Genomic DNA, 21,365 nt, shown 5'->3' with positions numbered 1-21,365 from the left:
AAAATGCCTAAGCTTAATGTTTTAGTTGCTGGATCAACTGGTTACATCGGTGTTCAACTAATTAAATTATTAGTTAAACACAGTGATGTTGAGATTAAATATCTTTGTGGAAAATCATCAGTTGGAAAAAATATCTCAAGTTATGAGAAATCTCTGAGTTCAAAAAAATTACCAAAAATTGTTAAATACAATAAATCTTTTTTAAATAATATAGATCTTGTTTTCACCGCTTTGCCAAATGGTGAAGCTCAAAATATTTCAAATGATCTACTAGAGCACAATGTTTTAATTGATCTTGCTGCTGATTTTAGACTTAATAAAGCATCTGATTATTTGAAATGGTACAAACTAAAGCATAGATCTGTTAAGAATATTAAAAAATCCATTTATGCCTTACCAGAAATTAGTGGTGATAAAGTAAAAAAATTTAAAATTATTGGATGTCCAGGATGCTATCCAACGTCAATACTTATTCCTCTTATTCCCCTAGTAAAGAAAAACTTAATAAAAATCGACAACTTAATTATAGATTCTAAATCTGGTTATTCTGGAGCGGGTAGAGGAGTTCATAATAAATATAAAGAAAAAAACCTTTATGAGTCTTTAAGTGCTTATGGTGTTGGTTTTCATAGACATAATTCTGAGATCCAACAAGAAATTGAAAATTACACAAAAAAAAATTTTTCATTTACCTTTACCCCTCATCTAACACCTATGTTCAGAGGAATATTAAGTACAATTTATCTAGATCTTAACAACGGTTCAAATATTAAGAAAATAGAAGATACTTTAAATGCTGAGTATTCCAAAAGTAGATTCGTTAATATTTTAAAAACAAATTCGTTAATAAGTACAAATGACGTTATTAACACAAATAATTGTTCTATAGCAATATGTAAAACTAAGTATAAAAATAGAATTATTATTTTATCTGCTATTGATAATTTAATTAAAGGTGGGGCTGGTCAAGCTATACAAAACATGAATATTAAATATGGATTTAATGAAGCAAAAGGATTGATATGAAATATTTCTTTTTACCATTAATTTTAATTTTAATGTCTTGTTCTTTAGATAAAAACTCAGCTTATTGGAATGAAGATTCTATAAATAAATTTTCTGATAATAAAAAGTTATCAAAAATATTGAGTACAACTAAAAATTTTAAAGAAATGACTTTTGAAGAGTTTGAAATCTTTCTTAAAGATTATACAGAAAAAGCAGAATATCCAGATATAAATAAATAGATGAAAAATATTATCAACATTGCTGTAATTGGATTAGGTCAAGTTGGTATATATTTGTTGAATGAACTCAATACAAAAAAAAAACATATTGAGATTAAGACTGGTAAAAAAATTAATTTAGTAGCAATTTCTGCTAAAAGTATTTCAAAAAAGAGAAGATTTAAGATTAATAAAAAAATTTTTTTTAAAAATCCATTAGAAATTTTTAATAAGACTAAAGTAGATATTTTATTTGAAGCTATTGGCTTATCTGATGGAATATCAAAAAAAGTTGTAGAGACTGCTTTAAAAAACAAGATACATGTGATCACTCCTAATAAAGCACTTATATCTAAACATGGTGATTACTTGGGAAAGTTAGCTGAAGATAATCATGTTAACTTAGAATTTGAAGCATCTGTTGCTGGTGGTATTCCAATATTAAGAACTATCAAAGAAGGTCTTGCAACTAATAAGATTTCTAAAGTTTATGGAATTTTAAATGGTACTTCTAATTACATTCTCTCAGAAATGAGAAATTCTAAAGACAGTTTTTCAAATGTTTTAAAAAAGGCACAAAAATTAGGGTATGCTGAGCCAGGTAACTCTAAATTAGATCTTAATGGCTTTGATGCATTTGCTAAAGTAAGAATTTTGTCTGCTCTTGCTTTTAATACCAAGATTTCAAAACACAAATGTTTGATGGAAGGTATTGAAAAAATTGAATTAAAAGATATTGAAATTGCTAATCAATTAAATTTACGTATTAAATTATTGGGTATTTCTGAAATTATTAATAATCAATTGTTTGAAACTGTCCATCCATGTCTAGTTAGTAAAAATTCGTACATTGGTAATGTTGGCGGAGTTATGAATGCTGTTATTCTTGAAGGAAAACCTGTTGGTGAAAGTATATTACAGGGAGAGGGAGCTGGCCCTGGTCCAACCTCATCATCATTATTATCTGATCTACTTTCAATATTGAATGGGAATGTTAAAAAACCCTTTGGTATTTCAGGTAGCAAACGTAAATCAATTAAATGTTATAACGTTAATAATTATGCAAATTCTCTCTATTTGAGATTTGAAGTTAAAGACAAACCTGGTGTTTTATCAACAATTACTAACAGATTAGCTAAGTATAAAATTTCAGTAAAAAGACTAATTCAAACTCCTGATAAAAAAAATAATAAAGCTACTATTGTTATTATTACACATAAAACTAATGAACTTAATTCTAAGAATTGTCTTTCTGTTTTCAAAAAAGACAAAAATATTCTTAAATATCCAACACTGATTAGAATATATAATTAATGGAGTTATATCTAAAACTATTTGAGGTCTTATTTCCTGTCTTTTTTGTAGTTGGTATTGGATATTATTTAGGTAAAAATAATCCAAAAATTGACATCACTTTCATAACAAATTTTGCTGCAAATATAGGAACACCAGCAATGATTATATACGCACTAACTTCCACTGGTACATCTTTTGAAATATTTAAAGATTACTTTTGGTACTTTTTAATTGCAATTACTGCCTTTACTTTTATTGGAATTGTCTTTTTATTCTTCTTAAAAACTAAAGACATTATCCGAGAACTTCCACCATTTATTATGCCAAATACTGGGAATATGGGCTTACCAATATGTTTGTTTGCTTATGGATCTCAAGGATTAGGTGTTGCTGCTGCTATTTCAGCTTTAATAATTCTATGTCACTTTACGTTAGGAATTTTTCTTGCTGATAGAAAATTCAATATTAATGTTATTCTTAAAAATCCACCATTTTATGCAATTATAATTTCAGTGATTTTCCTATATTTCAAAATAGAACTTCCAGTCTTTGTAGAAAACACAACCTTTTTACTAATGTATGCAACAATTTTTTTAATATTAATGTCTTTAGGAATTGCCTTAACTCGTTTTAAAGTTTTCTCTTTTAAGAAAGCTGTGATTTCATCAATTGGAAGAGTTGTCTTAGGTCCTATTGTTGCGTTATTAATCATTACATATTTTGATCTATCAGGATTTGCAGCTGGTGTTCTATTAATTCAATGTTCAATGCCTAGTGCTGTTTTAAATTATCTTGTAGCTTCAATTTATTCGCCGAAAAAAATTGTAGATAGCGTTGCTAGTACTATCGTTGTTTCAACAGTTATGTCTTTTGCTACTATTCCGGTAGTCGTATTCTTTGCTTTAAAGTACTTTAATTAAACTGTATCTATTGGCTTATGAAAGCCATCATATTTAACCTTTTAGCTTGGGTAATGCTTCCAATCATGGATGGTTTTGCAAAGTATTTAAGTGCTGATATGCCAGTTTTACAGATCACTTGGGCAAGATACTTTTTTACGGTCGCATTCACGCTTCCTATAATGTTCTTCTTTTATAATAAGCAGCTTGTTTGGACTGATAAGCCTAAGTTACAAATAATAAGAGGGTTAATACTACTTTGTGCTAATATTTGTTTCTTCTACGCAATATCTGTTATCTCTTTAGCTAAAGCTTTAACGCTTGCCTTTGTGGCTCCCTTAATTGTTACTGCATTTTCTCCTATATTTTTGGGTGAGAAGGTGGGTGTAAGGAGGTGGACAGCCGTTATTATAGGGTTTATTGGCTCTCTAGTTGTTATAAGACCAGGTTTTGTAGAGATTAACTTGGCTAGTCTTGCTGCATTAGGAACAGGTATAATGTATGGGTTCTATTTAATAATTACACGTAAATTGAGCACTTCAGATAACCCTTTATTAACCTTATTACTAACTGGATTAGTTGGATTGGTAGCTGTTTCAGGTATAATGCCATTCATTTGGGTTAATCCAGATGCCTCACAATGGTCCATGATGGCTTCTATAGGCGTATTTGCCTGCATTGGGCACTTATTTCTTATATTGTCACTTAAATATGCTGATGCCTCTAAATTAGCTCCATTTAGCTACTTTGAAATCATTACTAATATAATTATAGGGTATTACTTCTTTAATGATTTTCCTGATAATTGGACATTCTTAGGTTTGTCCATTATTATTATGAGTGGAATTTACATTTCAAGAAGAGAGTCTTATATTAAATCTAATTAATTAGGTGTTTCTTGTTTACTAATACTTAATATAACATATTAAGTTTATATTCTAAAGTACTGTAATCGTTGAATTTTTATTATTATATAAAAAAATGAAATTAATAGAAAAATATAAGATTTATGGTTGAAAATTTTTATCAATTTTTTAAATTCAAGTCATTATTTTTTCATTAGTGTTTAATTTTCTATGAATTATTCAAATTAGTAAAAAAGTGTTGAATAACAACGTTTATAATCAACTTTGAAAATATAAGTTTTTTTAATTTTCTAATGAGATAGAGTGGGGGTCAAATACATGTGTAAAATCAGGCTTTTTTGCTCACTTCTAAAAGTGTTGGTATTGTTGATAACTAGAGCAATGCAGTATCAGAATATACCGTTTAAACGTCCATAGGACACCTTATTTTAACTGAAAGGTCATTTGCAGTACAACTGAAGGATGCATTAAGCAATTTTGTAATAATTATGGCTAAATTAGCTATAAGTATTTAATACCAACACTTTTGAACCGTTTAGAAGGTTAAAAACCTTATTTTAGGAAGACTTTTTCAGACCTCAATAAACGGCGTTTTTGTTGAATTCCACCTTTTCCAGAGTATCCACCGAGGCTGCCATCTGATTTTATTACTCTATGACAGGGTATTTTAAGCGGATATGGGTTTTTACCCACTGCATTAGCAACAGCTCTGAATGCTTTAGGTTTTCCAATGGCTTTAGCAACTTCTAAGTAGGTTTTAACTTTGCCTTTGGGTATTTTCTTCAAGTAATTCCACACTTTTAACTGAAACTTAGTTCCCTTTAAGTTCATAGAGTTCAAAACCTGTGTTATTTGCTATTTTATCGTATAATTTCTTTGCATTTCTATTGGAAGAGTGGGTGATCCAACGAATTCCATTCCAATTATTGGCTTTAGATAGTGATTTTAGGTGACTAATGAGTTTTTGAGCTATTTTTTGACCTCTAAATTCTGGCTCTACGAACAAATCATCTAAAAAACCAATATATTGGCCTTTAATTGGTCTTGGCATTGTTCTGTAATGGGCAATTCCAACGATTTTACCCTCTAATTCAAAGCAAATAGCATTAACATCATGATTTTCATCAAGAATCCAGCCCCAAAGAGTGTCTAAAATCCCTGTATTCATTGGAACTTTGTAGAAATCAGCATAACCATTGTATAATTTAGCCCATTTTTTCATGTCTTTTTGCTCTAATTTTCTAATCATTTACATTAAATTTATAAATTAAACCTTTGATATTTATTCAGAATCTGTTGATCCAGAACCAGCGCAAATACTTGCTAACTCAAGCCAGGCAGAATCAGTATCAGAAGCCTTAACAATAATATCTCTTTTACATGATTGGTAAGGATTATAATAAGCATAAATACTAGCAGCTATTATTATTGAGATACCAATTATTATTGCACTTAAATGTTTCTCCATAATTTTTAATATGCAAATGATAACTTTCACAATCTAATAATTATACTATTGACAACTGAAATCATCTAATATATTACTAACGATAATTAATGGTTATCAATAGTAATATATGAATAATATAATAACAGACATAAAAGCTCTACAAGAAGAGACATTAATAAACCTTAAAAACTCTAAAGCTAACAATACCGTGAGAGCTTATAAAGCTGATTTTAATGATTTTGGATTATTTTGTGCTCAAAATGGATTTAAGTCTTTACCATCAGAACCTAAAATAGTTTCATTATACTTAACTCATTTGTCCGTCAGGGATGCCAAAATTAGTACTCTAAAACGTAGATTAGTATCAATCGGCGTGATCCATAAGTTAAAAGGATATTATTTAGACACTAAACACCCGTCAATTATTGAAAATATTATGGGAATAAAAAGAAGAAAAGGTAGCAGCCAAAAAAGCAAAAAACCTATATTAATCAGTACTTTAAAAGAAATAATTAATGTTATAGATAATCAAAAAAAAGAAGAAGTTAAGAAATTAAGAGATAGGTCAATTATTTTGATTGGGTTTTCAGGTGGATTTCGGAGAAACGAAATAGTTTCATTGGATTATGATGATTTAGATTTTGTTAGAGAGGGTCTTAAAATTAATCTCAGAAGATCTAAAACAGATCAATTTGGTGAAGGTTTTACAAAAGCTCTGCCCTACTTTGATAATTCTCAATATTGCCCTGTAGTGTCATTAAAAAAATGGATAGAAATCTCCAAGATAACATCTGGAGCTGTGTTTAGGAGGTTTTCTAAAGGAAACAGGATGTCAGAAAACAGATTAACCGATCAAACAGTTGCTTTGCTTATAAAAGAATATCTAAAATTAGCAGGTATAGATAACAAAAATTATTCTGGTCACAGCTTGAGATCAGGTTTTGCCACATCTGCTGCTGAGTCAGGAGTGGAGGAAAGAAATATTATGGCAATGACTGGCCATAAGTCATCTGAGATGGTTAGAAAATATATCAATGAGGCAAATTTATTTAAAAATAACGCATTGAATAAACTTAAAATTTAGAAAGCTCTAAATATAGAAGTTTAACTTTGCATACAAAAAGTTCTAAATAATAGTTCAATTTTTTTTTGGGTTCCGATAACTCACCAGTATATAAAGTTTTAGAATGTAGGTAATGTTTTTTAAAAAATTTAATTGTTATTCCCCATTTATTTAAAAAAATTTGATGACCTTTGTTAGATTTTAATGCTTTATTTTTTCTTATTGTAATAGAGCTGAAATGATAAACTTTAAACTTATTAATTCCTTTAAAAATTCTAACACCACTATTCCATAATTTCATATTAAAATCTGGATCAGATCCATCACCAGGATTAAACTCTTCGCTAAATCCACCTACAGAAAGCCATAATTTTTTACTTACTAGGTGAGGTGCGAAATGACTGCCTTGATGATCATAAAAATTAAGATGATTTAAATTATCTAAGAGTTTATTTTCATCAAATTTATCAATATCTTCTCCTGCATTAAATTTAATATGACCTGAATTAGGTTCAATCATTGTGCCAGATAAATAAAAATTATTATGCCCAATTATTTCAATTTCTTTTTTTAAAAAATAATCCCATTTAGGGCAAAAATACATATCGTCATGAGCGTAAAGAAGATAATCATTACTCGCTTTAGAGGCTGCGAGATTTATAGCGCTACATAAACCAATATTTGTAGTAGAATGAGTATAGGAAATATTTCTTTCTTTAATAAAATCTAGCGTTCCATCAGATCCATCATTTATATGAACAATTAACTCATGCTCAAATTTAGAGTGTAATTTTATGGATTTAATTAATAATTTTAAATATTTGATGTTATTAAAAGTGGGTACTAATATAGAGATTTTCATTAAAATAACGAAGTGTTTTTTCCAAAAGATTTATCAACTATATATTTTGAAATACGCGTTTCATTAAATAGCTTAAAATATTTGCTCTGTCCCTTTTTTGCTATTTTTTTTCTTAATGAATTATTCTTTTTATAAAAATGTATTTTATCAGCCAATTCGTTTAAATTATTATATAAAATTATTTCATTTTTAGAAAAAATATCATCAAACTGAGTTTTGACATCAATAAAAGTTAACAAACCATTGCCCATGAGTGTTGCTATTCTATTGCTAGAATAATATTTTGTTGGATTTCCACGACTTAAATTTAGACCCATTTTGCTATTCTTTAATGCTTGAAAAAAACTTTCACCCCAAATGGGCTCTTTATTATTTAGACCATAAAAATCATGACTTACATTATTTAACTTTTTAATTAAATTATTTAAAAAACTTGAACGAGTATCGATTTTTCCTTTTTTAAGTTTAGCTCTATTTACGCCATGACTCATAGCATAAAAAATATCATTATAGGGATCAGAGTCATAAACGTTAAAACATTCAATATTTTTATCTACTGGTATGAATAAAAAATGAAGATTCTTGATTTTAACATTGTTCTCTCTAAGAATTTTTGCATCTGTTGTAATAAATGTATGATCTACAACTTTTTCAAATTTGTTAATCTTATTAATATTAGTTAATGAGTCTGGCAACCCAGTCATCATTGGATCTTCATTCCATTGTGAGATAACTAAATTTTTATCATATTCTTTGAAGGTGCTTAATGTTTCAGTTTCAATATTTTCACTGTGACCAAAAATAATTAAATTTGGGTTATAATTCTTAAATGTGGCTAGTAGATATTCTTGAAATTTATTCTTAACATTACTAAAATCTAACTGTCTATTTTGCTTTATAAAGTCACGATCGCTAATTTCTAACACATCGTTACCATTTCGTATAAATCCGTTTGATATTTTTTTGCCAATTGAGATATGATATATTCGATGATTTAATTTTTGTCCAAGATTGTAGATATTGAGAATTCTCAATTTACTATTATTAAAGTTCAATTTATAAAAAGGAAATATTGATAAGCGCATTTTATCAATCTTAAGTGAATTTTTAAGTAAAATATGTTTTACATTTTTACGACTTTTGTGTTGAATTATTTTTCTTAATTTATTATTTTCTATTAATATTTGAATTTCTTTTATTAAATTTTTTGAATCAAGTTGTTTTAAAATTATTGCCTCATCTGTTGTTTCAGGTAATCCACCCCTATCAGATATAATGGTGGCACAACCCCTTGATGATGCTTCTAAAGCAGTACGACCAAAGGGCTCTTCCCATCTTGATGGTATAACAGCAATTTCAGAAGTATTTAAAAATGATAAAACTTTTTTATGTGGCACATACCCTAATTTAATATGTTTATTATGTGTAGAATAATTTTTTAATCTTTTTTCGTCACCTATTGAGTAAGCTTTCCAACCTTTATAATTATCTAATAACTTTTTTACAGCATCACAAAAAATATCATAACCTTTTGACTCATTTAATTTTCCTACAAAAACGATTTTCTTTTCTTTTTTATATAAAGTTTTTTCAATTTCAATACTGTGATAAATTATTTCACATTTAAAATTTTTAGGATCAATATTCAAACCTTCAAAAAATTTTTTTTTAACCCATTCAGTAATAAAAACAATTTTATCGACATTAGATAATAATTCTAATCTTTCTTTTGGTGTTTTAGCACCTTTCATAGATCTTGGGTCATTATGAAGATACAAAATAAACTTTGAGTTTATTTCTTTAAGTAAACTAGAAATCATTATTGGTCTATTGTGAACCTCCACTATATCAAAATTATCTTTTTTTAGAATTGCAACTACTTTCTCCAAATATTCATTTGTTGAGCTATATAGTTTTGAGTTTAATGAATTAATTTTTATATTCTTATAATTTTTAGAAAGGTATGGAAAATATTTTGTACTTCCAAAAATGATATTGTTTCTCTTATATTTAGAAAATTTTAAAAAATCTTTAACCCAAAGAGACACAGCTCCAGCATCTTTTTCAGTATAATTTTCTTTATATGGAAGTATTGTTGCTATATTTAACATTTTTAAATTTCTCTTTTATTTGAGCTCTTTTTTTTTATCTTTCTTTAATTTATATTCGTAGGACATAGCAGTGCTTTTAGTTTTAAATTTTTTAGAGTAAATTAACAACCATTTATATCCCATGGTTGATTTGGCACCCTTATTGGAGTTGTGCTTATCTATTCTAGCTTTTAAGTTGTTTGTATAACCTACATAAGTTTTATTAACACCAGGCGATACAGCTATTAATAAATATACATAATAAAACATATTATTGGCGGTCCCTGGGGGAATCGAACCCCCCTTTGCAGGATGAAAACCAGCTGTCCTAACCGATAGACGAAGGGACCACGTTGAGATCTTTTATTTTAAAAGTCATTATTTATCAAGTGTAATTAAATTATAGGATAAGGTCTCTAATAGTTAATTGAAGAGTTTTTTTATTGTTCCAGATATTTTCATTGATTTGACCTATTATATTAATGTTATTTTTATAACTCATTAAGTATTCACCAACCCTAGTATTAATGGAATTAAATGATATTGATTTAATTGAAAATCCTGTTTTTGACTTTAATATTATAGAAATATGTTTTTTATTTAACACCGTGGTCTTAATTATTTTTAAATCTCTTAATAAGAACGTTGGTATCAAGTTTCCTGTACCAAAAGGTTCTAATTTTTTTATACTATCATAAAAATCTTGATTAAATGCGAGTGATGAAATTTCAGACTCATACAAAAAAGTATTATTATTTATAGTGTTAGATTCAAAAAAATCTTCCAATATATATTTTTCAAAATTTTTAAGATTTTCATTTTTTAACGTAAACCCAGCAGCCATATTGTGACCACCACCACCTATAATTATATCTAAATCTAATGAATTTTTAATCACACGCCCAATATTATAATTGTAAACTGATCTAGCAGATCCTTTTAATAATTGATTAGAAGAAGTTATAACAATAGATGGTTTATTGTAATAATCCTTTAATCTAGCAGCAATAATTCCTATCAAACCTTCATTAATATTTGGATTATAGTAAATAATGATATTTTTGTTTTCTTTTTCTATTTTTTGAAAATCAATTTCATTTAATACTAAAGTTTCAATTTCTTTTCTTTTATCATTTAATTTGATTAAGTATTTAGATCTATCTTTTATTATTTGGCTATTATTAGAAGATAATAGTTCTGTAGCATATTGAGATTTTCCCAATCTACCCCCAGCATTTAATATTGGACCAATTAAAAAACCCAAATCATTAATAGTAATTTTACTTTTTTTTTCATTTAATTCAAATAAAGTATTAAGGGGTAAGTTTTTTTTTATATCAAAATTTTTAAGAGCGTTCAGTGCAATTAATCTGTTAAGCTTTCTTAAAGGCATGACATCACATACAGTAGCCAACAAAACATAAATTAGATAATCTGATATTTCAATTTCACTTTTTATTTCTTTAATCAATAAATCTAAAAAAAAATATGTAAGTGCTGTTGCACACAAATAATCATACTCTTTATAACCATTATCTTTTTTTGGATTTATAATTGAGTTTGCACTTGGAAATGGTTTGTTAATTTCGTGATGATCAATAATCAAAGATTTTATTTCATTCTTATTTAGAAAATCTATTGCTTCGTTAGAGGTAGAGCCACAATCAACCATTATAATCAATCTAGGCTTTTCCAAGATTAGTTTTTGGAATAATTTTTTGGTGGCACCATAGCCATCTATTTCCCTGTCAGGTATATAATAAAAAAACGTGTGATTTATACTTTCTAAAAATTTAACAAATAACGATGTAGCAGCAGATCCATCGACATCATAATCACCTAAAATACATATTTTTTCATTGTTATTGATACAATCAACAACAAGTTTAATAGATTTATTGAAATCTTCATTGTTTAAAAAAACGTTGTTTAAATCTAAATCTGTGTTGATTGTTGCAATTTCATCATCTTCAAACTTTCTTGAAATAATTAGTCTCGATAAAATGTCACTAAAATTAAAATCTTGTTTTAATTTATCGATTAAGTTTTGATTAATTTTTTTTTGTTCCCACTTCTTACCTGAAACAGAAATCATTCTTCAATAAGATTTGTTCTTTTTATAGTTTCTTTAAATTTTAAACTTTTATGTGTAACTAGTGTTTCAGTAGTATATTTGTTATTATTAATCTCCACTCCAGTTAGCATCTCACTTGTCGTAATACCAGTAGAGCAAAATATAGAGTCCCCTTTTATAATTTCATTTAATTCATATTTTTTATTTAAATCATTTATACCCATTGCTTTTGCATCATTAATGTCTTTGTTCTTATCAAATATAAATCTTCCTTGAAAATGGCAGTCAAAGGCATCAAGAGCTGATGCCGCTAAAACACCTTCTGGACCACCTCCTATACCTAAAAATATATCAACATTATATTTTGGATCTGTAACATACAAAGCACCAAGAACATCACCATCAGTAATAAGTTTAATCTTAACATTCAGTTGTTTAAGTTCGTCAATTATTTTTTTATGTCTTGGTCTATCCATTACACATGCAGTAAGTGAGGAAATATCCTTATTTAAAAATTCAGAAAGGTTAGAAAGATTCTTTTTTAAAGTAAAATCTAAATCAATTAACCCTTTTTCAATTTTTCTAGTGGCAATTTTATTCATATAAGTTTCTGGTGCATTAAAAAGATTTCCTTTTTCAGCAATTGCAATAACTGATGTAGCACCAGGTAGATTGTTTGCTGCAAAATTTGTTCCCTCTAAGGGGTCGACAGCTATATCAAAATATGGTCCATTTTTATTTCCAAGTTTTTCACCCGTGTAAAGCATTGGTGCCTCATCCAGCGAACCTTCACCAATAACAACTTCACCATTCATATCTATTTTATTTAATTCAGACCGCATTGCATCAACAGCTGCCTGATCTGCTGCAATTTTGTCTTTTTTTCCAACTAAATAAGATGATGCTAAAGCTGCTTTTTCAGAAACATTTAAAATTAGGTCAACATATTTTTTATTAATAGCCATTAAATTTTTTCGTCTATTGACTCAGTAGAATTTATCACATTTTCAAATTCTCTTAGACGTTTATAAACACTTGCTAATTCTATAATGGTAGGCCAGGCTTTTAATAAGTATTGCATAGAACCTTCTACTCTTCCAAAGGCTCTTATTATTTGTTGCATAACACCTAATGTTACAACGCCAGCAACAATTGCTGGAGCTAAAAAAACATAAGCTGATAAAACATTGGCCTGTAAATAAGCCATACGACCAACATTAAAATATAAATAACGTATATAGCTTAAAAAATGTATTGAACGAACATTATCAAATAACTCATTTATTGTTTTGGGTCTAACATTGTTATCATCTTCTGCTACTACTAGTATTTTTCTATAAGCAGCTTCTTTTTTTTGAAGGTCATATTCAACACCAACTAAACGTAATATCCAACCAAGTCCTATCAAAAAAGCTGTACCACCTAATGTCCAAAGCAATGCACCTGTTATTAATCCATATTGCCAATCACCAAAAAAGAAAATTGGTATACCAACAGAAAGTCCTAGTAGAATGGGAACAAACTGTATCAACACCATAACAGACTCTATGAAACTTGTGCCTAGAGATTCCATAATACGTGTAAATTTGATTGTATCCTCTTGAACTCTTTGAGAAGCACCTTCTATTTTTCGAGCTTTATCATAAACTGAGTGATACCACTCCACCATTGCAGTTCTCCATCTAAATAAAAAATGCGCTGTAAAAAAACTTATTGCAACATAAAGAGCAATATACATTCCTGCCAGTGTAATAAATGAAGCTAAACTAGCCCAGTACTCATCAATTGTAATTGCATTAGGAGCAGCAAGAGCTTTTTGAATCATGTCATAAAATTGACCAAACCATTCATTTATTTCAACATCGATTTTTACTTGAACCCACAATGAGGATAAAATTACAAATGACCCTAACCAAGCCCATAATTGCCATTTTTTTTGAGTAAAAAATTTAAACATTATTATTTTAGAAAATTATCTGCATATGACTTTTTAATAGTTTTTCTCTTTTGAGGTTCAATTATTTCAAAGTCAATTTTGTTTTTTTTTGCATATTCTATTGCTAATTCTTTAGTTGTAAATTCTAAATTTAATTCTGAAAGAGTATTAGAGCTAGTTTCCCAACCCATTAAAGGATTAATGCCAGTATTTTCAACTTCAAATTTGATAATCCATTTGTCTGCTTTACCAAGACCAGACTGCATTGAGTTCTTTGTTGGTATATAAATTTTTGCTTTATTCATAATATTGGTCGGGGCGGCAGGATTTGAACCTGCGACCCTCTGGTCCCAAACCAGATGCGCTACCAGGCTGCGCTACGCCCCGATTGAGGTACTAATACATTAGATATTGCTAATTTCAAAGAATAAAGAACATCTAAAATAAGTCTTTTTTGGAAGAATCAGGTATACAAGAATAATGATCATTACTTGTATTAACTGTGACAAAAAATTTGACCTAGATTCAAAGCTCATACCTGATGAGGGTAGGTTGCTTCAGTGTAATGGCTGTAGTCATAAATGGTTTTTTAAAAAGATAATTAAAAATGAGCCTATTTCATCAGTTAAAAGTAATAAACAATCAGCTAGTACAGTGTTATTTAAAGATATATCTGAAACTGAAATGAATTTAAGCACAAATAATGATGAAACTTTAGACACAGATATTAAAGAAGATTTTCTTACAGAAAAAAATACAACTAATCAAAATGTAAACAGTAGCTTTCAATTAAAAACATCTATAAATAAAAAAAATTTTAATATATTGAATTTAATCTTTGTTTTCATAATCTCTTTTATAGCATTAATTATTATCATTGATACCTTTCAAGCCCCTATTAGTAAAGTTTTTCCAAATATAGAGTTTATCCTTTATAATTTATATGAAACCATTAATGATATTAATTTATTTATAAAAGATTTAATTTAATTTTATGATTAGAAATTTATCAAAACCTTTTAAATGGTTCTTTAAATTAGAAGCTGCAAGTGGTTTAGTTTTATTAATAGCAGCTATTATAGCCTTGGTAGTCAGTAACTCTAGTTTTAGTACTTTATATTTTAGCACATTAGAACAATATTTATTTATTGGTATAAATGATTTTGGATTAAAACTCTCTGTTCATCACTGGATTAACGACTTACTAATGGCTATTTTTTTCTTTTTTGTTACTTTAGAAATTAAAAGAGAATTTATTCAAGGTGAATTATCGAATTTAAAAAAAGCATTACTACCAATAATTGGAGCTGTTGGTGGCATGTTAATCCCTGCCCTGGTTTATGTTGGTATAAATTTTGGAAGCACAGAAACATTAAACGGCTGGGCTATTCCATCTGCAACAGATATAGCATTTTCTTTAGGAATTTTATCACTTCTTGGTTCTAGAGTTCCCATCTCTTTAAAAATTTTTTTAACAGCACTAGCTATTATTGATGACCTCGGTGCAATTCTTATTATTGCTTTTTTCTACTCAGGCGATCTAAGTATAAGCTATTTAAGCTTAATCTTAATCTCTTATATATTTTTACTTATTTTAAATAAATATGGAGTTAAAAAATTTTTACCCTACTTAATAATTGGTTCATTTATGTGGTACTTTACATATAAGTCAGGTATCCACGCAACAATTGCTGGTGTGCTTTTAGCATCAACAATACCTCATAGATCTAAAGAAAGAGACTTTTCTTTGTTAATTAAACTTGAACATGCAATAAGCCCGTATGTGGCTTTTTTGATAATGCCAATATTTGCATTTGCTAATGCAGGAGTTTCATTGGAGGGTTTATCTGTAATGTCTTTATTACAACCAGTTCCTCTAGGTATACTTCTTGGATTATTTCTAGGTAAACAAGTGGGTGTTATGATCTTTTCCTATGTTGCAGTGAGAATTGGCTTCGCACAAATGCCTGATAATTCCAGCTGGCTAAGTTTATATGGAGTGTCAATCTTAACTGGAATTGGTTTTACAATGAGTTTATTTGTTGGAAATTTAGCATTTGTCGAAAATATACAATACATAGATGGTGTTAAAATTGGAGTATTAGCAGGATCATTATTGTCAACTATATTTGGGTACTTTATACTATTACTTACATCAAAAAAATAATTCATGTACTATAAAAATTATATATTAATTTTAATTACTTTATTTATGTTTTCAATATTTCAAAAAGTTAGTGCTAATTATGAAAAACTTTTTTTTGACTTAAGTATCAAAGATATAAATAATGAAACAATAGATTTAAACAGATATAAAGGTAGAACCATTCTATTAGTAAATGTTGCTAGTAAATGCGGTTTTACAAAACAATATGCCGATCTTCAAACACTATTTGATAATTATAAAGATAGAGGATTTTCTGTTATTGCTGTGCCTTCAAATCAATTTGGCAACCAAGAGCAAGGCACTAATAAAGAAATTAAAGATTTTTGTGAAACAAATTTTAATATTACATTCCCAATAACTGACAAAGTAGATGTTAAAGGTCCAAATGCTCATGATATTTATCAATGGGCAAATAAAAATTATGGATCATCAACTATACCAAAATGGAACTTTCATAAAATTTTAATTAATAAAGATGGAAAAATTGAAGATACATTTAATTCCTTCATAAATCCAACTTCAAAAAAGATAATTAAAAAAATAGAAAAAATTTTATAAAAATTAATTAATAATTTTTGATATATAATCCTTTAAATTTATATTACCAAAATATTTAAAGACCTTATTATTCAAATTAACACTCGATAGTGCTGAAGCGTATCTTTCACCAGGTCTTTTTTTTGTCAATTTTATTCTAGAACCAAACATTTTAGCCACCTGCATAATTGTATAACTCTTACGATTAGAGATACTATAATGTCTACATTTATTATTTTTCCATGCCAAATAACAAATTTCAACAGTATCTAAAATATGTGTAAACCTTCTTGATTGAGTGCCTGGTTTGACAACATTTAATATTTTCTTATTTTTATAACAATCTTCAAAGATTCCAATTACAGTTGACATTTTACCGGTGCAGATTTGATTTGGACCATAAACATTATAGAAATAAATTATTTCGAATTTAAAATTGAACCATTTTTTTAAATTTTCAAGTAATTCTAAATTTTTTGCCTTTGTGAATGCATAAGGTGAGAGATTTTTGTCATCACCCTTATTACCCAATGTAGCTGAAGTAGCTGAATAAATAAGTTTTATCTTATTACTTAAACAATAATTAAATACCGCATTTGAGCCAATTGTATTTGAGTCAATACAATCATTCATATTAATAAAACTTTGGTAAATACGAGCAAATTCCCCAAAATGAAATATAGAATTTATTATTTTTGGCTTCTTTAATAATTTTGCTATATGTTTAGTGTCAGATTTTAAGTATTTAACTCTAACATTTTTAATATGGTTTCTTTTAAAACCTGATGAATAATTGTCTATACTTATGATATTAAATTTAGTTTTATTGATAAGTAAGGAAATAAGGTTTGAACCAACGAAACCAGCACCACCAGTAACAACAATTGTATTTTTTTTCATATTAAATATTTACACTTAAGCCATCGTAGCCTGGTATTATATTATTAGGTAGTATTTTCAAGAGTTTTTTATAGTCAAGATCTGAATGTAAATTTGTTAAAATAGTTTTTTTGGGTTTTAAATTTGAGTGAATTTTAAACACCTCTTCTAAACAAAAATGTGAAGGATGCTTATTATATCTTAAACAGTCTATAATTAAATATTTTAGATTTTTAAAATACCTAATATCTTTTTCATAAAATTTGTTTGCATCACTAGCATATGCAAGTTTATCATTTATAATATAAGCTATTGAGTCAATTAAACCATGTTTTACTGGTATCGCCCTAATCTTAATATTACGTTTTAAACTACTTAAATAAAAAGTTTTTTTTAAAGTCCTAAGTTTTAATATAGCTGGATAATCATATTTATTTACAAAACAATATGAGAAATTATTATTTAAATATCTAGATGTTAGGTTGTCACAATAAACAGGTATCTTATTTTTATTTTTTAAATAAAATATTCTTAGATCGTTGATACCGTGAGTTTGGTCAGCATGAAAATGTGTATATAAAACACTATCTATTGTTGTTATCTTTTCAGACAATAATTGATTTCTTAAATCGGGACTAGTATCAATTAATGTATTTTTTTTATTGAAAGAAATTAATGCAGAACATCTAGTTCTATGATTTTTTTTATTACTTGGATCACAATTTCCAAAATATCCATCTGGTCTTGGCACGCCCATTGAGCTACCAGTTCCTAAAAGTGTAAATTTTATATTCATTTAAAAAATAAATTATTAAAATTGTCTGTTGTAATTTGAGACATATCATTATCATCTAAACCTTTTAATTTAGCCAAGACAGATAAAGTATACTTAATAAATGATGGTTCATTTTTTTTACCTCTCATAGGTATAGGTGCTAGAAAAGGACTATCTGTTTCAATAAGAAGTTTTTCCAGTGGTAACATTTTAAAAGTATGTTGAAGTTCTGTACTATTTTTAAAGGTAATTATTCCGCTTGCAGAAAAAAAAGCATTAAGTGATAGAAGTTTTTTTGAAAACTCAAGTGATCCAGTAAAACAGTGCATCAAAATTTTTAAATTAGCATTTTTATATGAATTAAGAATCTCAAAGGTTTCTTTTTCGGCATTTCTGGAGTGAATAATTATAGGCTTATTAAGCTCGATAGAAGCTTCGATATGATGCTTAAAACTACTTATTTGCTTGTCTCTGTTGCTATGATTATAAAAAAAATCTAAACCAGTTTCACCTATACCAATAATCTTATTATTTTCTTTAACAGATCTAATAATTGTTTCTTTATCAACTTGATTCTTCTCAGTTTCATGAGGGTGTATTCCATACGTACCAAAAATTATTTCATCTTGCTCAACTATAGTTTTAATTTTTTCAAAACTTTCAAGTGTTGTACAAATTGTTAATAGCTTTGTAATTCCAATTTTTCTTGATCTTTTTACAACATCAAGAAGATTCTCTATCAGAGGTGAATGATCTAAATGGCAATGTGAATCAATCATTATCTTTTTCTATTTTTTTAAATAAGATATCAATTCGTTTTAAATTATCCCCTGGTATTAAATTTTTGTGTATGGCTATAGACTCAATTTTTATATCTAAAGGATTAAGATTAAAAATTTTCAAAACTTTTTCAATAGTATCTGGAATTATAGGATAAAGCATAAAAGAAATTTTTCTAATTAACTCTAAAGATGTATAGACAATAGTATTTAGCCTATCTTTATCATCCTTTTTTTTCCAAGGTTCTTGATCATTAAAATATTTATTTGCTTCAAATAAAGCATTTACTATAAAGTTTATATAAAAATTAACATTTTGTTTGTCAATTTCTTCTCTTATTATGGGAAGATTTTTTGTAAATTTATCTAAAATTATAAGATCTTCTTCATTAAAGTTTTTAATCTCAGGTACTTTTAATGAACAATTTTTTTCTGCAAATGCAGTAACTCTTTGACACAAATTACCATAATTATTTGCTAAATCACTATTTATACAATCCTCTAATTTATCTTGAGATATATTTCCATCATTACCAAAAGATACTTCTTTAATTAAATAGTATCTCAAAGGATCTAGACCATAAATGTCAATTATATCTAGTGGGTCCAAAATATTTCCTTTTGATTTTGACATTTTTTCTTCACCAGACAAAATCCAACCATGTCCATAAACTTTCTCTGGTAAAGGGATTTTTGCTGCCATTAAAAAAGCAGGCCAATAAACAGCATGAAACCTTAGAATATCTTTTCCTATTAAATGAAGAGATGCAGGCCAAAATTTTTTAAACAATTTGTCATTTGTATCGGGGTAATTGAGAGCACTAATATAGTTTGTTAAAGCATCTAACCACACATAAATAACATGCTCAGGGTTGTTGGGTACTTTAATTCCCCATGAAAATGCTTTTCTACTAATGGATAAATCTTTCAAGCCACCTTTCACAAAACTAACTACCTCATTTTTTCTTGATTTTGGTGAAATAAAATCAGGATTTTTTTCATAATAGTTTAAAAGATCATTTTCCCACTTTGATAATCTAAAAAAATAAGACTCTTCCTCAATCCATTCAACAGGAGATCCTGAGACTTCAGCAATCTTAATTTCATCTTTATTGATTATTTCATCCTCACCATAGAATGCTTCATCAGATACTGAATACCATCCTGAGTATTTTGAAAGGTAAATGTCATTATTTTTTTCAAGTTCTGACCATAAATACTGTACAGTTTTTTTATGCCTGTCTTCGGTTGTTCTGATAAAATCTGTGTTAGATAAATTTAATGTTTTAGAAAGATCTCTAAAGGTTTGACTAATTTGATCACAAAAATTTAACGGTTCAATATTTTTAGTTTCAGCAGCACGTTGAATTTTTAGCCCATGTTCGTCAGTTCCGGTTAAAAAATGTACGTCAAAACCATCAATACGCTTAAATCTAGCAAAAAAGTCAGCAATTATACTAGAGTAAGCATGACCCATGTGAGGTTTTGCTGAAGGATAATATATTGGGGTTGTTATATAAAAATTTTTATCCATTTAATAGTTTTGATTTGAATTCTAAAAATAAACTTTCTTCATCAAGGTTGAATTTTTCTGTATTGTGAATTCTTCTATTAAAATTATAGTAAAGACTTAGTAATGTTTTTTTTATATTAGTTAATTTGTACTCTTTTAAAAAAAATAACTCAATAAAGTTAATTAACATATTTTTTACAAATTTATCTTTTTTATACAAAGCATTATCAATTAAAAAGTTTATAAAATTAACCAATGTATAATCTCTAAGGTTTATATCTTTATCCTTAGAAAAATTAATCAAATCAATAATTTCACCTGGGGAGTTGTAATAACTGATTAAATCAGGATTTATTAGCTGAAATATATCATCGTTCAATATTTGATTTGATACATGTATTGATTGATTGAAAGTAAGATTAATTTTGAAAGTTAAGCATCTAGATTTCAAAGTAGGTAAAATAAATTTCTCAGAATTATTAACTAAAATAAAAAAAATATTTTCGTTAGGTTCTTCAATAATTTTAAGTAACGCATTAACTGAGCTTTTATTAAGATTTTCAATATTATCAATCAATATAAATCTAGCCATATTATTAAATGTAGATTTATTAGTATAAGAGATCATTTTTCTAATTTGAGAGACGTCAATATTCTTTTTATCATTTAATAAATCAATCAAATAAAAATTTGGATGTGAGTTGTTTTTTAATAATCTAAAAGATTTATTTTCATTATTAATCAAAAAATTTAATGAATCGTATTTATATTCTTCGTTTGAAGATAAAATATAATTTATAATATGATAAGCTAAAGTTGATTTACCCAACCCTTTTTTCCCTGATAATAAAATCTTATTAGGCATTTTTTTTTCATCATAAAGTTTTTTTATTTCATTAAAAAAATTATTCATTCCATATAAATTTATATTCTCTGAAGGTTTTAAATTCATA

Annotated in this window: 24 protein-coding genes and 2 tRNA genes; 9 read left to right on the top strand and 17 right to left on the bottom strand. The window is 27.4% G+C overall.

Translation table 11 applies throughout. From position 1 onward, the window contains the following. Nucleotides 1-3 precede the first annotated feature (3 nt). From argC to AC5YGA_RS03125, 5 genes are read left to right on the top strand one after another with little or no spacing between them, the layout of a single operon-like run. Entirely contained in the window at nucleotides 4-1,026 is a 1,023-nt protein-coding gene (argC, locus tag AC5YGA_RS03145; protein WP_415309281.1) for an N-acetyl-gamma-glutamyl-phosphate reductase, read from the top strand. Further along, nucleotides 1,023-1,247 carry a hypothetical protein gene (locus AC5YGA_RS03140; protein WP_415309280.1) on the top strand — a complete coding sequence of 75 codons (225 nt, stop codon included), beginning with the start codon at nucleotides 1,023-1,025 and terminating at the stop codon, nucleotides 1,245-1,247. Before argC ends, AC5YGA_RS03140 begins: the two co-directional genes overlap by 4 nt. Continuing rightward, entirely contained in the window at nucleotides 1,248-2,540 is a 1,293-nt protein-coding gene (locus AC5YGA_RS03135) for a homoserine dehydrogenase (RefSeq protein ID WP_415309279.1), read from the top strand. Continuing rightward, on the top strand, nucleotides 2,540-3,442 hold the full coding sequence (locus AC5YGA_RS03130; protein WP_415309278.1) for an AEC family transporter: 903 nt from the start codon (nucleotides 2,540-2,542) through the stop codon (nucleotides 3,440-3,442). Before AC5YGA_RS03135 ends, AC5YGA_RS03130 begins: the two co-directional genes overlap by 1 nt. A gap of 17 nt (nucleotides 3,443-3,459) precedes the next feature. Continuing rightward, the gene (locus AC5YGA_RS03125; protein WP_415309277.1) at nucleotides 3,460-4,308 is read left to right on the top strand and encodes a DMT family transporter; all 849 of its coding nucleotides are present in this window, start codon (nucleotides 3,460-3,462) and stop codon (nucleotides 4,306-4,308) included. 531 nt (nucleotides 4,309-4,839) lie between these two features. On the opposite strand, the gene AC5YGA_RS03120 is transcribed toward AC5YGA_RS03125, so the two are convergent. Genes AC5YGA_RS03120 through AC5YGA_RS03110 form a run of 3 tightly spaced genes read right to left on the bottom strand, consistent with a single transcriptional unit; the run spans nucleotide 4,840 to nucleotide 5,755 of the window. After that, complete coding sequence (locus AC5YGA_RS03120; protein WP_415309276.1) at nucleotides 4,840-5,118, bottom strand: methylated-DNA--[protein]-cysteine S-methyltransferase; 279 nt, start codon at nucleotides 5,116-5,118, stop codon at nucleotides 4,840-4,842. Beyond that, on the bottom strand, nucleotides 5,099-5,536 hold the full coding sequence (locus AC5YGA_RS03115; protein ID WP_415309275.1) for a GNAT family N-acetyltransferase: 438 nt from the start codon (nucleotides 5,534-5,536) through the stop codon (nucleotides 5,099-5,101). Before AC5YGA_RS03115 ends, AC5YGA_RS03120 begins: the two co-directional genes overlap by 20 nt. Nucleotides 5,537-5,569: 33 nt before the next feature. Continuing rightward, entirely contained in the window at nucleotides 5,570-5,755 is a 186-nt protein-coding gene (locus AC5YGA_RS03110; protein ID WP_415309274.1) for a hypothetical protein, read from the bottom strand. Nucleotides 5,756-5,864: 109 nt separating this feature from the next. On the opposite strand from AC5YGA_RS03110, the gene AC5YGA_RS03105 reads away from it, so the two are divergent. Then, nucleotides 5,865-6,821, top strand: coding sequence for a site-specific integrase (locus AC5YGA_RS03105; protein ID WP_415309273.1), 957 nt, complete (start codon nucleotides 5,865-5,867; stop codon nucleotides 6,819-6,821). Here AC5YGA_RS03105 and AC5YGA_RS03100 read toward each other — a convergent pair. The 9 genes from AC5YGA_RS03100 to AC5YGA_RS03060 all read right to left on the bottom strand — a co-directional run bounded on the left by AC5YGA_RS03100 (nucleotide 6,811) and on the right by AC5YGA_RS03060 (nucleotide 14,149). Next, nucleotides 6,811-7,662 (bottom strand): glycosyltransferase family 2 protein, encoded by an 852-nt coding sequence (locus tag AC5YGA_RS03100; protein WP_415309272.1) that lies wholly within the window; start codon nucleotides 7,660-7,662, stop codon nucleotides 6,811-6,813. The genes AC5YGA_RS03105 and AC5YGA_RS03100 overlap by 11 nt on opposite strands. Further along, nucleotides 7,662-9,773 (bottom strand): glycosyltransferase, encoded by a 2,112-nt coding sequence (locus tag AC5YGA_RS03095; protein ID WP_496170024.1) that lies wholly within the window; start codon nucleotides 9,771-9,773, stop codon nucleotides 7,662-7,664. Before AC5YGA_RS03095 ends, AC5YGA_RS03100 begins: the two co-directional genes overlap by 1 nt. Before the next feature lie 15 nt (nucleotides 9,774-9,788). Then, complete coding sequence (locus tag AC5YGA_RS03090) at nucleotides 9,789-10,022, bottom strand: GIY-YIG nuclease family protein (RefSeq protein WP_496170023.1); 234 nt, start codon at nucleotides 10,020-10,022, stop codon at nucleotides 9,789-9,791. Between the two features lie 5 nt (nucleotides 10,023-10,027). Beyond that, nucleotides 10,028-10,102 (bottom strand) — tRNA-Glu (locus tag AC5YGA_RS03085). A gap of 50 nt (nucleotides 10,103-10,152) precedes the next feature. Next, complete coding sequence (gene recJ, locus AC5YGA_RS03080) at nucleotides 10,153-11,847, bottom strand: single-stranded-DNA-specific exonuclease RecJ (RefSeq protein ID WP_415309268.1); 1,695 nt, start codon at nucleotides 11,845-11,847, stop codon at nucleotides 10,153-10,155. Then, nucleotides 11,844-12,791 carry a class II fructose-bisphosphatase gene (gene glpX / locus AC5YGA_RS03075; protein ID WP_496170022.1) on the bottom strand — a complete coding sequence of 316 codons (948 nt, stop codon included), beginning with the start codon at nucleotides 12,789-12,791 and terminating at the stop codon, nucleotides 11,844-11,846. Before glpX ends, recJ begins: the two co-directional genes overlap by 4 nt. Further along, a complete protein-coding gene (locus AC5YGA_RS03070) occupies nucleotides 12,791-13,783 on the bottom strand; it encodes a putative transporter (protein ID WP_415309267.1) in 993 nt (330 codons plus the stop codon). The genes glpX and AC5YGA_RS03070 overlap by 1 nt, the downstream gene beginning before the upstream one ends. Before the next feature lie 2 nt (nucleotides 13,784-13,785). Then, nucleotides 13,786-14,067: an ETC complex I subunit gene (locus AC5YGA_RS03065; protein ID WP_415309266.1), complete on the bottom strand. Its 282-nt coding sequence runs from the start codon at nucleotides 14,065-14,067 to the stop codon at nucleotides 13,786-13,788. 5 nt (nucleotides 14,068-14,072) lie between these two features. Next, nucleotides 14,073-14,149, bottom strand: a tRNA-Pro gene (locus AC5YGA_RS03060). A 93-nt stretch (nucleotides 14,150-14,242) separates the two neighbouring features. On the opposite strand from AC5YGA_RS03060, the gene AC5YGA_RS03055 reads away from it, so the two are divergent. The 3 genes from AC5YGA_RS03055 to AC5YGA_RS03045 are packed head-to-tail and all read left to right on the top strand — an operon-like array spanning nucleotide 14,243 to nucleotide 16,487. After that, nucleotides 14,243-14,752, top strand: a complete 510-nt coding sequence (locus tag AC5YGA_RS03055; protein WP_415309265.1) for a zinc-ribbon domain-containing protein — start codon at nucleotides 14,243-14,245, stop codon at nucleotides 14,750-14,752. Between the two features lie 4 nt (nucleotides 14,753-14,756). Further along, nucleotides 14,757-15,929: a Na+/H+ antiporter NhaA gene (gene nhaA, locus AC5YGA_RS03050; protein WP_415309264.1), complete on the top strand. Its 1,173-nt coding sequence runs from the start codon at nucleotides 14,757-14,759 to the stop codon at nucleotides 15,927-15,929. 3 nt (nucleotides 15,930-15,932) lie between these two features. After that, complete coding sequence (locus AC5YGA_RS03045) at nucleotides 15,933-16,487, top strand: glutathione peroxidase (protein WP_415309263.1); 555 nt, start codon at nucleotides 15,933-15,935, stop codon at nucleotides 16,485-16,487. Between the two features lie 3 nt (nucleotides 16,488-16,490). Here AC5YGA_RS03045 and AC5YGA_RS03040 read toward each other — a convergent pair whose 3' ends face one another. From AC5YGA_RS03040 to AC5YGA_RS03020, 5 genes are read right to left on the bottom strand one after another with little or no spacing between them, the layout of a single operon-like run. Further along, nucleotides 16,491-17,366 (bottom strand): NAD-dependent epimerase/dehydratase family protein, encoded by an 876-nt coding sequence (locus AC5YGA_RS03040; protein WP_415309262.1) that lies wholly within the window; start codon nucleotides 17,364-17,366, stop codon nucleotides 16,491-16,493. 1 nt (nucleotide 17,367) lies between these two features. Further along, nucleotides 17,368-18,141, bottom strand: a complete 774-nt coding sequence (locus AC5YGA_RS03035; protein WP_415309261.1) for an MBL fold metallo-hydrolase — start codon at nucleotides 18,139-18,141, stop codon at nucleotides 17,368-17,370. Beyond that, nucleotides 18,138-18,899, bottom strand: a complete 762-nt coding sequence (locus AC5YGA_RS03030) for a TatD family hydrolase (RefSeq protein WP_415309260.1) — start codon at nucleotides 18,897-18,899, stop codon at nucleotides 18,138-18,140. The genes AC5YGA_RS03035 and AC5YGA_RS03030 overlap by 4 nt, the downstream gene beginning before the upstream one ends. Then, a complete protein-coding gene (gene metG, locus AC5YGA_RS03025) occupies nucleotides 18,892-20,433 on the bottom strand; it encodes a methionine--tRNA ligase (protein WP_415309259.1) in 1,542 nt (513 codons plus the stop codon). Before metG ends, AC5YGA_RS03030 begins: the two co-directional genes overlap by 8 nt. Beyond that, nucleotides 20,426-21,364 carry a DNA polymerase III delta subunit-related protein gene (locus tag AC5YGA_RS03020; RefSeq protein WP_415309258.1) on the bottom strand — a complete coding sequence of 313 codons (939 nt, stop codon included), beginning with the start codon at nucleotides 21,362-21,364 and terminating at the stop codon, nucleotides 20,426-20,428. Before AC5YGA_RS03020 ends, metG begins: the two co-directional genes overlap by 8 nt. Between the last annotated feature and the right edge of the window lies 1 nt (nucleotide 21,365).

The organism is Candidatus Pelagibacter sp. uisw_091, from assembly GCF_059512525.1.
The sequence above is the reverse complement of the archived record's forward strand: the minus strand, read 5'-3'. Positions and strand labels throughout refer to the sequence as shown.